Raw genomic sequence first — 17,027 nt, forward strand, 5'->3', positions numbered from 1 at the left:
TTTCCTCTGTGCTAACACCTCAACTCAATAGTATAATTTTTACGGCAGCAACCGCTGTCCTATATGAGGAATAAGCATGTCAACCACTAGCAGCGTCCGGTTACGCCCATTGGAACGGGATGATCTGCCGTTTGTCCATCAGTTAGATAATAATGCCAGCGTGATGCGTTATTGGTTTGAAGAGCCTTATGAGGCTTTCGTCGAACTGTCTGATCTGTATGATAAACATATCCATGATCAGAGTGAGCGCCGCTTTATTATTGAAAGCCAAGGCACCAAAGTAGGTCTGGTGGAGTTAGTCGAAATTAACCACATTCACCGCCGCGCTGAGTTTCAGATTATTATCGACCCGGCCCATCAAGGTAAAGGTTTTGCCGGTTCGGCTGCACGACTGGCAATGGAATACGGTTTTTCTGTCCTGAATCTGTACAAACTGTATTTGATTGTGGATAAAGAGAATGAGAAAGCCATTCATATTTATACGAAATTAGGCTTTGAAATCGAAGGTGAATTGAAACAAGAGTTCTTTATCAATGGTGAGTATCGCACAGTAATCCGTATGTGTATTTTCCAGCCGCAATACTTGGCTAAACATAAGACACCATCGATAAAGAGTGCTTAACCGATAATCAGGTGATTGGCGCTGTAGCAATCCAAACCGCTTCAGCGCCAATCTCACCTAAATGCCATCAACCATAGCGTCCGGTAATATAGTCTTCCGTACGCCGCTGATGTGGTGAAGTAAATAACGCATCGGTAGCGTTATATTCCACCAACGTCCCCTGATGGATAAACGCGGTGTAATCTGAAACCCTGGCCGCCTGCTGCATATTATGGGTCACTAATACCACGGTATACTGCTGTTTTAATTCGGTAATTAACTCTTCGATAGTTAATGTTGAAATAGGATCTAACGCCGACGTCGGCTCATCAAGTAACAGCACTTCTGGCTCAATCGCGATAGCCCGGGCTATCACTAAGCGCTGCTGTTGACCACTGGAGAGACGAAACGCATTTTCGCGCAGCCGGTCTTTGACTTCATGCCACAAAGCGGCAGCGCGTAATGAGCGCTCGACGGCATCATCCAGTACTCGCCTATCGCGAATTCCCTGCAAACGCAGGCCATAAACCACATTCTCATAAATAGATTTTGGGAAGGGATTCGGCCGCTGGAAGACCATGCCGACCCGCCGACGCAATGCCGCCACATCGGTGGTTTTCTCGGTAATCACTTGGTCACCCAGCCGAATCTGCCCCTCAAGGCGGCAGTTATCCAGCAAATCATTCATGCGATTAAAACAGCGCAACAAGGTTGATTTACCGCAACCGGAAGGGCCAATTAGCGCGGTAACACGGTGTTTGGGGACATTAAAGGAAATATCATGCAGCACCTGCTTATCGCCATAAAATAAATTGAGCTTTTCGACCGCTAATGCAGTTTGCTCGTGGGTCAATTGCTGCACATCTAACAGCGGCAGCGAATCTGGCATCAAAAGTCCCATATCTCATCCTGCGGGTTAAAAAGTTCAGTCACAGCATTAAACCACGGTATTTTTCGCGCAGATGATGGCGAATACCAATAGCCGCTAAATTAAGGCCTACCACAATAATCACCAGCAGTAGCGCGGTGGCAAAGACTAATGGCCGGGCAGATTCTACATTGGGGCTTTGGAATGCCATATCGTATATCTGGAAGCTTAAATGCATAAATTTACGTTCTAAATGCAGGAACGGGAAAACACCGTCTACTGGCAATAGCGGCGCTGATTTCACCACCCCCACCAGCATCAAGGGAGCCGTTTCCCCTGCGGCTCGCGCTACCGCCAAAATCAGCCCGGTTATCATCGCCGGGGCTGCCATCGGCAACACAATATGCCACAGTGTCTCGGCTTTACTGGCTCCCAACGCCAATGAGCCTTGCCGCAAGCTGGCCGGAATGCGCGATAACCCTTCCTCAGTGGCAACAATCACCACCGGCAATGTCAATAAAGCCAGTGTTAACGCCGCCCAGAGCACACCCGGCGTACCAAATGTCGGGTTAGGCAAAGCTTCGGGATAAAACAGTTTATCCAGTGAGCCACCGATAAAATAGACAAAAAAACCGAGACCAAACACCCCATAGACAATGGAAGGCACACCTGCCAAATTCACCACGGAAATACGAATCATCCGAGTCAGCCAGTTTTTCCCTGCATATTCATGTAAGTAAACCGCAGCAATCACCCCCAATGGCATGACCACAATAGACATCAGGATCACCATCAGCACCGTGCCAAAAATAGCCGGGAACACCCCACCCTCAGTATTGGCGTTGCGCGGGTTATCGGTCAGAAACTTATGTGTTTGTACCGCGAAATGGCGTAGTTTCTGCCCAAGACTCATATCATTGGGGTACCAGGCACGGTTGATTTGGCTCAGTGGCAGTGGATGAATTTGCCCATTCATATCGCGCAATAGCAGAGTGTAACGGCTTTGGTCGCTTTGCAAGCCGCGTAATTGTTCCATCATCGCCTGATGGCTGCGCTGGAGTTCGCCCCACTCGGCTTCAATGCGGTCTTGCGCTTTGCCATCAAAGTCACCGCTCATTTGCAGGCGTTTTTTCTGTAGTCGCAATGCTTCGAACTGTTGATTCAGCATGTTCATCTGGCGGAACTGAATATCTTTGGACTGCCTGAGCAGCGCCTGTATGACCGGAATACGTTTTTGCAGTTCCTGAGCTAAATTATCGCCCACCACCGGCTGGCCGTTATCCAGCATTCCAGCCAGAAATCCGTATGCCGTACCATTAATGTGGCGGTCTAACACCAACACATCTTTAGGCTGGCTACGCTGTTGAATATCGGTGTTCAGCAAGCGATGAAAATCTTGTCCTTGTATCTCACGATTACCGGTCTTAATCAGATAACGGGTCACAGTTTCACCCGCTTCAGGCGGTAACATAATACCAGCCTGCTCTAGTTGTTCGCGTGGGAGGGACTGCTGCTGATAAATTTCACCAATCACCCGGACGGGGCCGGCGGCAGTTTGTTTGAGTTCAAAAACGTAAACCGGGCTGGGCCAGAAATAACGCAGCCCCTGCCCCGCCAGCAATAAAACCACGCCCAGCAAGGCCAACAAGCTGATACTCACCGCCCCAGCCGTCAGCCAGATCCACGGCGAGCCGGAAGCGAACCATTTTTTGGTAAAGCCAGTCATCAGACAATCTGCTCCATTTGATAGCGTTCACGTAACCGCAAGCGAATGGACTCGGCGAGTGTATTGACTAAAAACGTGAAACAAAACAGCACTAAGGCCGTCAAGAACAGCACCCGATAATGACCACTGCCCATCACCGCCTCCGGCATTTCAATGGCAATATTAGCGGCCATCGCCCGTAACCCTTGGAAAATGCTGCCATCGATAATCGGTGTATTGCCGGTCGCCATCAGTACAATCATGGTTTCCCCTACTGCGCGGCCAAAACCAATCATTAATGCGGAAAAAATACCGGCATAAGCGGAAGGCAGCACCACACGAATCAGGGTTTGCCACGGGGTCGCCCCCAATGCCAGAGAACCCTGACTCAGCGATGGCGGCACGCTAAATAGTGCATCTTCCGCCAGCGAGAAAATGACCGGGATCAGGGCAAAGCCCATGGCAACCCCCACGACTAAGGCATTGCGCTGGTCATAATTATCGCCCAACCATTCATGCAACGGCACTCCCAGCACAGCTATCGCCAGTTTTGGCCCCAACCAAAGTGCCAGCCAGCCAGTCAATAAAATGACCGGTAGCAAAATAATGACATCCCAGCCCGCAGGCAACTGGCGTTGCTTTTTTGCCGCCAATCGAGCGCTACCCCAGCCACACAATAAAATCGTCAATGCCAGCAAGGGGGACAACAATAAAATACCGGTCAAATACTGTTCGATAACCGGAGCCAGCCAAATTCCGGCAATCAAACCGATCACCACCGTTGGAAAGGCTCCCATCATCTCAATCGTCGGTTTAACCACCCGCCTTAGGCCCGCCGACATAAAATAAGCAGTATAAATAGCACCAGCCAATGCCAGCGGCACAGCAAATAACATGGCGTAGCCCGCCGCCTTTAAGGTGCCAAAAATAATGGGGATTAGGCTGAATTTGGCTTGATAGCTCTCTTGTGCCGAACTTGACTGCCAAACATAGGCCGGTTCGGGGTAGTTCTCATACCACACCCGCTGCCATAAGCTGCGCCAATTGATATCAGGATAGCGATTGTCTAATTGATAGGTAGACCAACCGGCAGCATTCTCGACCAGCAAGTTATCGCCCCAAGGGGAGAATGCCGCATGAGTCATGCCCGCCACCAGTTTATGTTGTAATAGCGGTGCTGACTGGATACTGGAGAACAGTGATAGTTCGCCTTGTGGCGATAATGAAGCAAATACCCGCCGCGTGTTTTCAGTGGTTAGTAAGCCCTTACCTGCGGGTGTAAAGCTGCGAATTCGCGTCAAATGATATTGGTTGTCTGGCCCTTTGGGGACATCAAACCATTGTGTGACGGCACCGTCCGGCGATTGAACTAACAGTGACTTTCCGCCCGCTAATAGAGAAAGGTGCAACGGCCCTTTCGACGGGTGTTTGTCATCTTGCAAAGAAACCACTTCTCGTAATGTCAGTTCAGCGCCAACTTGATAGATATACACCTGATGGTCAGATAACAGATAGAGCAGACGCCCGTCGGGTGCTAATAACAGTTGGTCAATGGCCTTGGGGACATCCGTTAGTTCGGTAACCTGCTGCCCTTGAGCAGTAAACACTCCGGCCATCAGGCGGCCATCTGCGGCAGTTGCAGCAATAGAAAAGTGTTGTGGTTGTGGTTCAGCCAGCACCAACTGGCTCAGTTTTTGGCCGGTCAAATCCAGAAAACGCGGTTGCTCGCCCAGTGGAAATTGCCAGCGTGGTGGTGTCGCTGAAAAATCAGGTTGCAGCAGCATAAAACGACCATTGCTCAAGCCAATGCCATACAAAGATTGACTACCCGCAGCACGGCTGATTGACACTGGCAGGGGTGATAATTGCTGCTCACTGATAAGGCTACCGGCGGGAGATTCACCCTGTTTATCCAGCCGAATGAAATAACCTCTGCCCTTATCATCAATGCGGTACCCCACCAGCCCTTGGGCATCCGTCCCCATAGCAATAGTCGGCGCACTGCGATTCACGGCAAACTGATGGTGCAAATTGATGGACGCGGGCTTAAATAAGGGGAGAGCAGCGTACAATAAATAGACGAAAATCAGCATTAGGGTCAGCAAAACCAACAGGCCACTACCCGTCACCAACATACGCACCAGACGTTCAATAACAGCCCGGCGCTTATCTCTCCCTGATGGTGTTACCACACCCGCTTGCTGCATAGTCTTGCTTACCTCTACTCTTGCGCTATATCCGGTCTATGTTGCCAATCCAAACGCCTATCTATAATAGATATACCGCCAGATGACCGAGCATCTTATGTCAGTTTTGTGGCGTTTGCATGACAATGTTTGTGATGAGGGTTTGGCAACGTTAACTAATGATATCTGTTGGACTTTCTTGTCAATCTTTCGCAATAATGATTAAGGACACTAAATACTCCCACAATAATCTTACTGGAGTTGCAATGGGTCAGGAAAAGCTCTACACCGAAAAAGAACTCAGTTGGTTATCTTTTAATGAACGGGTATTGCAGGAAGCGGCGGATAAGAGCAATCCACTTATCGAGCGGATGCGATTTCTTGGCATTTACTCCAACAATCTTGATGAATTTTATAAAGTCCGTTTTGCTGATCTGAAACGGCGCATTTTAATTAACGAGGAACAAGGCTCTGCCGTCACCTCCCGCCATTTGCTGAAAAAGATCCAAAGCAAAGTGGTGAAAGCCGACCAAGAATTTGACGGGCTTTATAATGATCTCTTGCTGGAAATGGCGCGTAATCAAATCTTCCTGATTAATGAGCGACAAATTTCCGAGAATCAGCAAATCTGGTTAAAGCAATATTTTAAGCAGCATCTGCGCCAGCACATCACGCCGATTCTGATTAACCACGACACTAATCTGGTGCAATTCTTAAAAGATGATTACACCTATCTGGCAGTGGAAATTATCCGTGGTCAGGAAATAGCCTATGCCCTGCTAGAAATTCCTTCAGATAAAGTACCGCGCTTCGTCAATTTACCACCGGAAGCACCACGCCGCCGCAAGCCAATGATATTACTTGATAATATTCTTAGGTATTGTCTTGATGAGATTTTTAAAGGCTTCTTTGATTACGATGCGTTGAATGCCTACTCCATGAAGATGACCCGCGATGCGGAATATGATTTGGTCACTGAAATGGAATCCAGCCTGCTGGAGTTAATGTCATCAAGCCTAAAACAGCGTCTGACCGCTGAGCCAGTACGCTTTGTTTATCAACGCGATATGCCAGATGAAATGGTGGAATTACTGCGCGAGAAACTGGGTATTTCGAATGATGACTCAGTTATTGCTGGCGGCCGATATCATAATTTCAAAGACTTTATCAACTTCCCTAATGTCGGCAAAAGCAATCTGGTTAACAAACCGATGCCACGTCTGCGCCATATTTGGTTTGATAAATTCCGCAATGGTTTTGATGCTATTCGCGAGCAAGATGTCTTGCTGTATTACCCTTATCACACTTTCGAACACGTATTGGAATTGCTGCGCCAGGCGTCATTCGATCCCAGCGTGTTGGCGATTAAAATCAATATTTACCGCGTGGCCAAAGATTCGCGCATAATCGAATCAATGATTCATGCTGCTCATAATGGTAAGAAAGTGACGGTGGTGGTGGAATTACAGGCACGCTTTGATGAAGAAGCCAATATTCATTGGGCCAAAAGTCTGACTGCCGCTGGCGTGCACGTTATTTTCTCCGCACCGGGGCTGAAAATTCATGCCAAATTATTCCTGATCTCTCGCCTAGAAGGCGAGGAGATCGTGCGTTATGCTCATATTGGCACCGGTAACTTTAACGAGAAAACAGCACGTATTTATACCGACTATTCTTTACTGACGGCAGATGCGCGTATTACCAATGAAGTGCGGCGGGTATTTAATTTTATTGAAAATCCTTACCGCCCTGTTAAGTTCGATAATTTGATGGTGTCACCGCAGAACTCGCGCTTGATGTTATATCAATTGATCGATCAGGAAATTATTCATGCTCAGGCGGGCGAAAGCGCCGGGATTACCCTAAAGATAAATAATTTAGTGGATAAAGGGCTGGTAGATAGGTTATATAGCGCCTCCAGTGCGGGGGTGAAGATCCGGCTATTAGTGCGAGGGATGTGTTCGTTAATCCCCAACATGCCGGGGATCAGCGATAATATTCAGGTCACCAGTATTGTTGACCGCTTCTTAGAGCATGACCGGGTATACGTTTTTGATAATAAAGGCGACAAACTGGTCTATCTCTCTTCCGCTGACTGGATGACCCGTAACATTGATTATCGTATTGAGGTGGCAGTCTCATTACTGGACCCGAGGTTAAAGCAGCGGGTGCTGGATATTTTAGAGCTGCTATTCAACGACACGGTAAAAGCCCGTTATATTGATAAAGAACTGAGTAATCGTTATGTACCGCGTGGAAATAAGCGCAAAGTACGTGCACAGATTGCCATCTATGATTATTTAAAAGCGCTGGAACAACCAGACGTATCGAGCTAAAACTATGCCGCTAACCAACAATTCAATTACCTCGAAACCGCAAGAAATTGCTGCTATCGACCTGGGATCTAACAGTTTTCATATGGTCATTGCCCGCGTCGTCAACGGCGCGTTGCAGGTTTTAGGGCGCCTGAAGCAGCGAGTGCATCTGGCTGATGGTCTGGATAGCAATAATATGCTTAGCGAAGAAGCCATTGAGCGGGGTCTGGCTTGTCTGGCCCTGTTTGCAGAACGTTTGCAAGGTTTCTCACCAGATAATGTCTGCATCGTGGGGACGCATTCACTGCGACAAGCCGCGAATGCAGAGACTTTCCTCAAGCGCGCCGCCGAAGTCATTCCTTATCCGATCGAGATCATTTCAGGTCAGGAAGAAGCGCGTCTGATTTTCATGGGAGTCGAACATACTCAGCCGGAAAAAGGCCGCAAACTGGTGATTGATATCGGTGGTGGTTCAACCGAGTTGGTTATTGGCGAAGATTTTGAACCTCTGCTGGTTGAAAGCCGCCGTATGGGGTGTGTCAGTTTTGCACAACAATTTTTCCCACACGGCGAAATCAGTAAGACCAATTTTAAACGCGCCCGTCTGGCTGCCGCGCAAAAGCTGGAAAATCTCGCCTGGCAATACCGCATTCAGGGCTGGCAATATGCTCTGGGTGCCTCTGGCACTATCAAAGCCACCTACGAAGTATTGGTAGAAATGGGTGAGAAAGACGGCTTGATCACCCCGGAACGCCTCGAAATGCTGGTTGAGCAAGTGCTGCAATACAAACACTTCTCTGCACTGAGCCTGCCAGGTTTATCGGAAGATCGCCAATCGGTATTTGTGCCGGGTTTGGCTATCTTGTGTGGTGTATTTGATGCATTGGCAATCAAAGAGTTACGTCTGTCTGATGGTGCATTACGTGAAGGCGTGTTGTATGAAATGGAAGGCCGTTTCCGTCATCAGGATATCCGTCAACGCACGGCAAAAAGTTTGGCCGAACACTACAATATTGACCGGGAACAAGCCCGGCGGGTACTGGAAACCACCGAGCAACTTTATGCACAATGGATGGCGCAGAATACCAAGTTAGTGCAACCTCAGTTGGAGGCCTTGTTAAATTGGGCGGCCATGCTGCACGAAGTGGGGCTAAGTATTAATCACAGCGGGATGCACCGCCACTCTGCCTATATATTGCAAAATACCAACCTGCCCGGCTTCAATCAGGAGCAGCAATTGCTGCTGGCAACCCTGGTGCGTATGCATCGTAAAGCCATTAAGCTTGATGAGTTACCACGTTTGAATTTGTTCAAGAAAAAGTATTATTTGCCGTTAATTCAATTATTGCGTTTGAGCACCTTATTGAATAATCAACGTCAATCAACCACCACACCGGAAACATTGCGACTGATAACCGATGACAGCCATTGGACATTACGTTTCCCGGCGGGTTACCTGGCACAAAATAATCTGGTACAACTGGATTTTGAACGTGAGCAGGCTTATTGGGATGATGTGGTCGGCTGGAAGCTAATCATTGAAGAAGAAGCAGCGGAAGAAGCCGAATCTGAGGCCGACAAAGCGTAATCAGGATAAGTGATTGCAGCAAGGCAGCAAATAAGAGAATCCCGATGAGCTTACATCAGAAAGTGATTCGGGTGACAAATCGGTCAGGAACCGATTTGAACGCTGCTTGCAGCGGCCTCGCAGAGGCGAGGCCCATGGACGGGCCGAGTAACGAATGCAGCTAACATTTATTGATATAAATCAGGCTGCAATTTCAAGGACGCAGGATATTCCCCAAAGTCATTGGGATTGCAGCAAGGCAGCAAATAAGAAAATCCCGATGAGCTTACATCAGAAAGTGATTCGGGTGAACGAATGCAGCTAACACCGCTGCAATTTCAAGGACGCAGGGGAAAGGGTAAATATGAAGAGACGGCCATCGACCCAACTAACAAAAATCATCTTGCTGGTGAGCTTTCTCATTCTATTTGGCCGCTTATTGTTCGCAGGGATCGCCTCTATTTCTCACCATCAGGAGCGACGTGAAGCACAACGAGTTGAGTTGTCAGTGGACGGTGAACTTCCTGGCCCACATGAGACGGATGTTAGCCCCTAGATTTTCGTACTTATACGCTCGTTTTATATACACGGACACCACATATTATGCCAGTACCAATCATTCCGGTTTCGTTTTCTGCTGCGGCCAAAAAAACCTCTAAAAATAACGCGAAAAAACTGGCAGAAATACGCAATCGAATACTATCCCTCTTATTAAATAATAAAGCCTTAGTCGATGGCATTCTTGGCCGTCAGGATGAGCGGGAAAAACTCAGTGATGAGCAACTTGCTGAACAAACATTAGAAATCAAAACGCTGCTCGACGATCTGCACGCCGCTGACCTCGCCGACTTACTCGAAGCCTTACCTAACGATGAACGTTTGGCATTGTGGCGGCTAGTCAAAAACGAGAAACGCGGTCAAACGCTGGTCGAAGTCTCTGAAACAGTGTGGGACACACTGATCAAAGAGATGAGCGACAAAGACCTGTTAAAAGCGATGCGCACCTTGCATGTCGATGAACAGGCTTACCTGGCTGAATACCTGCCGCGTAACTTGATGGGCCGCTTGCTCACGTCACTGGACCCGGACCAACGCGCCCGGGTGCGGGAAGTCATCCAATATGGCCGTGATACTGTCGGCCAGATGATGGATTTCGAACTGGTGACGGTTCGGGCCGATGTCACCCTTGCCACCGTGCAGCGCTATTTGCGTTATCGGAAGAATATCCCCGATGCTACGGATAAGATCTTCGTTATTGATCGCAAGAATACCTTACTGGGCGAACTACCTCTGACTGCTATTCTCCTCAATGCACCGGATACCAAAGTATTCCAGGTGATGGAGAGCAACCCGACAACTTTCCAACCGGAGCAAAAAGCAGAAGACGCCGCAGGTGCCTTTGAACGTTATGACTTGATCAGCGCCGCCGTTATTGATGCCAAAGGCAAACTAATGGGCCGTTTGACCATCGAAGAGATTGTTGATGTGGTCAATGAAGAGAGTGACACCACCTTAAGGCGCATGGGGGGCTTAAGCCCGGAAGAAGATGTATTTTCCCCGGTGGGACGTGCTGTTCGAACTCGTTGGTCATGGCTGGCCATTAATCTTTGTACCGCCTTTGTGGCCTCAAGGGTCATCGGGTTATTTGAAGATACCATCTCACAATTAGTCGCATTGGCGGCATTGATGCCAATTGTCGCCGGTATTGGCGGTAACACCGGCAATCAAACCATCACCATGATTGTGCGCGCCCTGGCGTTGCATCATATCCAGCAGGGTAATGTCACTTTTCTGATGTTCAGAGAGTTAGGTGTCGCGCTGATCAATGGGTTGATCTGGGGCGGGATTATGGGGGTGGTCACCTATCTGCTCTATGACGATCCGGCGATGGGCGGCGTGATGACGTTGGCGATGATCCTTAACTTATTAATGGCAGCACTGATGGGGGTCATTATCCCGATGACCATGGCCCGTTTAGGTCGTGACCCAGCTATCGGTTCCAGTGTCATGATCACAGCTATCACCGATACTGGCGGCTTTTTTATTTTTCTGGGACTCGCCACCCTATTCTTAGTTTAATGATTATGATAATAAACAAATCATTAATTGAGCATGGGATCAACAAATAGCAACCATCCATGCTTAGCTATACTAAACTACTAAATATGACCGTATTTCAAATACGGTCTATTTTTATATGGTAGATTTTTCTATCATAATCAACATGTTTGCGAGCAAAATAAGGCGTTATATGGATCTCAGCGCGGCTGAAAAACCGGCTCCTGACAATAAAACACTGCTGCACATCACTATCATCAGCATCGTGGTGTTTTTGCTCGCACTATTTTGTATCCGCCTTTCTGAGCAATCAGAAAACCTGGCTCCGTTATGGTTCCCAACCGCAGTATTGATGGTGGCACTATTCCACCACCCCATGCGCTATTGGTCGTGGCAATTATTATCAGCAGGAATATGTATTGTTGCCGCCAATTATATTTTATATGGAATCAGTTGGTTTCCGCTGCCGCTGACATTGATAAATCTTGCAGAAGCAGCGGCGGGCGCCTGGCTACTGCGCAAATTTCTCCAACCTAAAGATCCGTTAAATAACCTGTTCAGTTGGCTCAAATTCTCGATTTGTACCGTGGTTATCGTCCCCCTGATCAGCGGGCTGGCAGCGGCGTGGTATTTAGCGCCGCAAAACGGCAGCTTTACCCAAGTGCTAACGGTGTGGTTTATGTCCGAAGCCATCGGCATGTTGGCGCTAGGGCCAGTCGGGCTACTGTACCGCCGAGGTTATTTTAATATTACCAACAAAACCAAAGCGCTGTTCGACATGACATGGATGATGATAGTGTCACTGTCAGCTTGCTATCTCGGTTTGATGTATCTGCCATTTCCCTTTACTTTCATCATCATGGCATTGATCTGGACCTCTATCCGGCTACCGCGTTTTGAAACCTTTACTATCTGTTTTCTGGCCACCTTGCTGATTGCGCTGATGATCAATTTCAACCTGTTTACCCTTCAGGTTGATACCAAACTATCAGTGCAGGCATTTTCCTTTATTCCATTATTGATGGTGCTGATTCCTCCCCATGCTATGGCGATGGTGATGCATTCTTTTCGGATGGAAAAAGAGCACATCGTTGAAAGTGAAAACCGCTTTCGCAATGCGATGGAATATTCGGCCATTGGTATGGCTCTGGTGTCGCCGGAAGGCAAATGGATGCAGGTCAACCAGGCACTGTGTAAATTGCTGGATTACCGGCAGGAAACCTTACTGACCCTGACCTTTCAGCAAATCACTCACCCGGAGGATCTCTCCGCCGACCTAAAATTGCTTGATGATTTGTATCATGGCCGCATCCCCAGCTATTCGATGGAAAAACGCTATATCCGTAGTGATGGCGAGGTGGTGTGGGCGCTACTGGTGGTCAGTGTGGTGCGCGACCATGAGCAACAGCCGCTCTATTACATCTCGCAGGTGGAAGATATTAATGATCTGAAAAAAAGCGAGATAGTTAACCGCCGTCTGATGGAGCGCATCACACTGGCAAACGAAGCCGGTGGGATCGGTATCTGGGAATTGGATATCAGAAAACAGCTGATCAGTTGGGATAAACGGATGTATGAGCTTTATCATGTCCCGCTCAATACCCCGGTTGATGAAAAGGTTTGGCAGCAATACATTCACCCGGAAGATATCAACCGCGTGAAACGTGAATACAGTGCCGCCCTCACTCAACGTCTGCCGTACCGGCTTGAATTCAGATTATTGCTGCCCAATGGCGAGATTGTCCATTTGCGTAATCAGGCCAATATGATTTGCGACAAAAATGGCAATATTCTGCGCCTGATTGGTACCACGCTGGATATGACCGAAATCAGAAATCTGACTGAAGCGCTGCATGAAGAGAAAGAGCGCTTACATATCACGCTCGATTCCATCGGCGAGGCCGTGGTATGTACTGATCAGGAAATGAAAATCACCTTTATGAATCCGGTGGCGGAGAAAATGACCGGTTGGGCCAATACCATCGCACTGGGCCAACCCATACAGCACATTATTAAGCTCACTGATGGTATTGATGGGCCGGAAATTGATAATCCGATAGAACATTGCCTCACCCAGCGCCCTTATTCCTCACTGAATGAGTCGATGGTATTGCATCATCGCGACGGGCTGCATTACGACATTCAGGAATCTGTCGCCCCCCTGAAAACACTGGAGGGAACCATTGTCGGGGCGGTATTGGTGTTCCAGGATGTCGGCGAGTCGCGCGCGATGATGCGCAAGCTCAGCCACAGCGCCTCTCACGATAACCTTACCGGGCTGCCAAATCGCGCCAATTTTGAAAATAAGCTGAAAGCAGCTATCCAGAAAAGCATCGATTTTGACCAACAACACGCGCTGGCTTTCCTTGATCTGGACTATTTCAAAGCGGTTAACGACACCGCCGGGCACCCTGCGGGTGATGCGCTGCTCAAAGAACTCAGTCAGTTAATGCGCCAGCATCTGCGCAACAGTGATTGTGTTGCGCGGTTGGGGGGCGACGAATTCGGTTTACTGATGCTCAATTGCACCCTGCCTCACGCCAAAGCTATCACCCAAAGCCTGGTATCCATGATCAATGGCTATCATTTCTACTGGGAAAATAAGCTGTACCGTATAGGTGCCAGTGCCGGTGTCACGCAAATCAGCCGCAGCAACAGTCAGCGCAGCGAAATCATGGCGCAGGCTGATATCGCCTGTTATACCGCCAAACACAGCGGGCGTGGTCAGGTTTATCTCTATCAGCCGAGGCAAAAGCAGCTATTAGCCCGCCAGCACGAATTGCTGAGTCGGGAAGATGTAGCAAGCATTCTCAGTGAGAATCAACTGTTACTACAGTTAACCCCAACCGCACCGCCGAAAACGCCGTTGTCAGTGTGTTTCTATCAGGTCAGTTTCGAAATTAATCGGCCAGACAATATCATCGTCAGTCAGTCGGCCTTTGAGGAGGCGGCAACGTTGTATAACTTGCTGCCGAAAGTTGATAGCTGGATATGCAAGCAATTGTTAGTTGTTCACGCCCAGGCAATCCAGCAGAAAGGGCTGGCGCTGGCGATCCCGCTATCAGAATTGGCGCTGCTCAAAGAGGATTTCCGCCAATCACTGCTCACATTGATGCAACAGACCCTGGTGCCACCACAAAGTTTGTACTGGATGATAGATGAGTCCACATTGCTGCAATATCCGTTTGCGATTGGCAACTTCCTCGCCAAGCTGCAACAACTGGGCTGCAAGCTCATTGTGAAAGAGTTTGGCCATAATCTGAATGATTTTGAATTGTTAGCAGAGCACCGCATTGATTACCTAAAATTTAACAGCGAATTAATCGCCCATATTCACATTAATCAAATGGACGAAGTGCTGATATCCATTATCAACGGCACCGCACAGCGTGCGAATATCGCCACACTGGCAGGCCCGGTAGAACTGCCGCCAACCTTGAGTAAATTGATTGATATCGGTGTTGATTTAGCTGACGGCACAATGATTGGCCGCACTGAACCTTTATCCGAAGTGCTTAACAGCGGTTATTTCGCCATTAAATAACCAAATCTCCCGACTTGATGATTGCCCCGTTGCTCACTCTAAGGTAAAGTCGCCCCCCTTTATTTGGCCTGGGGGCAATTATGTTCATTGGATTTGACTACGGCACAGCAAACTGCTCAGTTGCCGTGATGCGGGATGATGCTCCCGAATTGCTGGTGCTGGAGAATAATGACGTCTATTTGCCCTCTATGCTGTGCGCCCCGACCCGCGAAGCCGTGAGTGAGTGCTTGCACCGCCACTGGCAGGTGCCAACCGGCAGTGACGAAAACCAGCAACTGTTACGCCGCGCCATGGCGTTCAACCGCGAAGAAGATATTCCGGTGACAGCTGATAGCTTGATGTTCGGCCTGTCAGCGCTGGCCCACTATATTGAAGATCCCGAAGAAGTTTACTTTGTAAAATCGCCTAAATCTTTCCTGGGTGCCAATGGATTAAAACCGCAACAGTTGGCGTTGTTTGAGGATTTAGTCTGCGCCATGATGTTCCATATTAAGCGCCAGGCAGAATCGGTATTGGCAGCTGAAATCAGCCAGACAGTGATTGGCCGCCCGGTTAACTTCCAGGGTTCCGGCGGTGAAGAAGCCAACCAACAAGCTGAAGGTATTTTACTGCGCGCCGCGCAACGCGCTGGTTTTCGCGATATCGCTTTCCAGTTTGAACCAGTGGCCGCCGGGTTGGATTTTGAAGCCACACTCAAGAGCGAGAAAACCGTGTTGGTAGTAGATATCGGCGGCGGGACCACTGACTGTTCAGTACTGCTGATGGGGCCGAAATGGCAAGGTCTGGCCGATCGCCAGCAAAGTCTGCTGGGCCACAGTGGTTGCCGTGTCGGAGGGAATGACCTCGATATCATGTTGGCATTCAAGCAACTGATGCCACTGTTTGGTATGGGCAGCGAAACCGAAAAAGGGATTGCGATGCCGTCATTACCTTACTGGAATGCTGTTGCCACCAATGATGTTCCGGCTCAGAGCGATTTCTATAGCACGGTTAATGGCCGTTTCCTGCGGGATTTGATCCGTGATGCCGCCAATCCACAGCAAGTTGAGCGCTTACTGAAAGTCTATCAACAGCGCTTAAGTTACCGCCTGGTGCGAGCCGCAGAAGAGAGCAAAATTGCGCTGTCCGAGCAACAACAGGTCGCCGCGGCACTGGATTTTGTACAACCAGAGTTGGGGCAAACTATCAGCCAACAACAGCTCGCCGAAGCCATATCCCAGCCACTGCAACGCATTCAAGAGCAAGTCAGTCTGGCACTCGCCACCAGCCACGTCACGCCGGATGTAATTTACCTGACCGGCGGCAGCGCTCGTTCCCCGCTACTACGCGCGGCATTACAGCAGCAATTACCGGGGATTCCATTAGTGGGTGGTAATGATTTTGGCTCCGTCACCGCTGGGTTGGCGAGGTGGGCACAGACGCTTTACCGGTGATATTGATGGTGGTGATTAGTGATTAGTGATCAATTCGGTTGTTAGAGCTTCACGGCTCACCTTACCTCCGATGAACCAACCGCCAAAGGGGTTACAAGCGCGTAACCCTCTTGGAACCCCTGCGCTTACGCACGTATCGCTTGCCCACTGCGTGGGTTCCCTCCCTCATCATTTCGCTGACGGATCGGGCCGATTCGCATCCATGCCTCGCGTCCTACCTTCATTCTTCACTCGGCTGCTCAAATGTGCTTTTAACTTCAAGGTCAAAACAATGGTTTTGATTTTCTCTTTTGACCTTGAGCGCAATTAGGAATATTACCGACAAGGATGGAGGGTAGAGTGAGCGGGCATGGACAAATCTACCGGGAGCAGATTTGAACGCTGCTAGCAGCGGCCCCGAAGGGGTGAGTCCCAGGGATGGGACGAATTACCCCGGCGAAAAGCGCGCTGGAGCAGGAAGCGACTCGCGCTGGCTCGATAAGGCCAACGGCTGCCGGAGGGGACTGCGAATAGCAGTAATATTTCGCGCAAGCCGCAGGTGCAGGAGGGCCGGCTTGCCCTCCTGCTCGGTTGAGGCCGCAGAGGTAAGGTGATAACAGAACGTCTAGCAACCGAAATCAGATCCCGTACTCTAACACACCCCAATTAATATCCCCGACCTGTTCCGATCTATTTCCAAACCACTTTCAATAAGCCAAATAAGCCCACTTCCAAACAATTCCAGCAAAAATAATCATAATAATGCCGCCT

At 49.0% G+C, this 17,027-nt stretch carries 10 protein-coding genes; 7 read left to right on the top strand and 3 right to left on the bottom strand.

Annotation, left to right across the window (positions count from 1 at the left end; translation table 11 throughout):
• Positions 1–76: 76 nt before the first annotated feature.
• Positions 77–622 carry a spermidine N1-acetyltransferase gene (speG, locus tag HU019_RS11320; protein ID WP_174849051.1) on the top strand — a complete coding sequence of 182 codons (546 nt, stop codon included), beginning with the start codon at positions 77–79 and terminating at the stop codon, positions 620–622.
• 67 nt (positions 623–689) lie between these two features.
• Here the strand turns inward: speG and pstB are convergent, their stop codons facing one another.
• The 3 genes from pstB to HU019_RS11335 are packed head-to-tail and all read right to left on the bottom strand — an operon-like array spanning position 690 to position 5,381.
• Positions 690–1,502 carry a phosphate ABC transporter ATP-binding protein PstB gene (gene pstB / locus HU019_RS11325; RefSeq protein WP_174849052.1) on the bottom strand — a complete coding sequence of 271 codons (813 nt, stop codon included), beginning with the start codon at positions 1,500–1,502 and terminating at the stop codon, positions 690–692.
• Positions 1,503–1,530: 28 nt separating this feature from the next.
• Positions 1,531–3,195 (bottom strand): phosphate ABC transporter permease PstA, encoded by a 1,665-nt coding sequence (gene pstA, locus HU019_RS11330; protein WP_174849053.1) that lies wholly within the window; start codon positions 3,193–3,195, stop codon positions 1,531–1,533.
• Positions 3,195–5,381: an ABC transporter permease subunit gene (locus HU019_RS11335; RefSeq protein WP_174849054.1), complete on the bottom strand. Its 2,187-nt coding sequence runs from the start codon at positions 5,379–5,381 to the stop codon at positions 3,195–3,197. Before HU019_RS11335 ends, pstA begins: the two co-directional genes overlap by 1 nt.
• A 245-nt stretch (positions 5,382–5,626) precedes the next feature.
• Here HU019_RS11335 and ppk1 point away from each other — a divergent pair, with 245 nt between their 5' ends.
• From ppk1 to yegD, 6 genes are all read left to right on the top strand, one after another.
• On the top strand, positions 5,627–7,696 hold the full coding sequence (gene ppk1, locus HU019_RS11340) for a polyphosphate kinase 1 (protein WP_174849055.1): 2,070 nt from the start codon (positions 5,627–5,629) through the stop codon (positions 7,694–7,696).
• A 4-nt stretch (positions 7,697–7,700) separates the two neighbouring features.
• Complete coding sequence (gene ppx, locus HU019_RS11345; RefSeq protein ID WP_072076535.1) at positions 7,701–9,263, top strand: exopolyphosphatase; 1,563 nt, start codon at positions 7,701–7,703, stop codon at positions 9,261–9,263.
• Between the two features lie 343 nt (positions 9,264–9,606).
• Positions 9,607–9,798 (top strand): YfgG family protein, encoded by a 192-nt coding sequence (locus tag HU019_RS11350; protein WP_011815811.1) that lies wholly within the window; start codon positions 9,607–9,609, stop codon positions 9,796–9,798.
• 47 nt (positions 9,799–9,845) lie between these two features.
• Positions 9,846–11,321 (top strand): magnesium transporter, encoded by a 1,476-nt coding sequence (gene mgtE, locus HU019_RS11355; protein ID WP_174849056.1) that lies wholly within the window; start codon positions 9,846–9,848, stop codon positions 11,319–11,321.
• Between the two features lie 172 nt (positions 11,322–11,493).
• On the top strand, positions 11,494–14,844 hold the full coding sequence (locus HU019_RS11360; RefSeq protein WP_174849057.1) for a diguanylate cyclase: 3,351 nt from the start codon (positions 11,494–11,496) through the stop codon (positions 14,842–14,844).
• An 80-nt stretch (positions 14,845–14,924) separates the two neighbouring features.
• Positions 14,925–16,277 carry a molecular chaperone gene (gene yegD / locus HU019_RS11365; RefSeq protein ID WP_050076329.1) on the top strand — a complete coding sequence of 451 codons (1,353 nt, stop codon included), beginning with the start codon at positions 14,925–14,927 and terminating at the stop codon, positions 16,275–16,277.
• The last annotated feature ends 750 nt before the right edge of the window (positions 16,278–17,027 follow it).

This window comes from Yersinia artesiana (assembly GCF_902726545.1).
Lineage (GTDB): Bacteria > Pseudomonadota > Gammaproteobacteria > Enterobacterales > Enterobacteriaceae > Yersinia > Yersinia artesiana.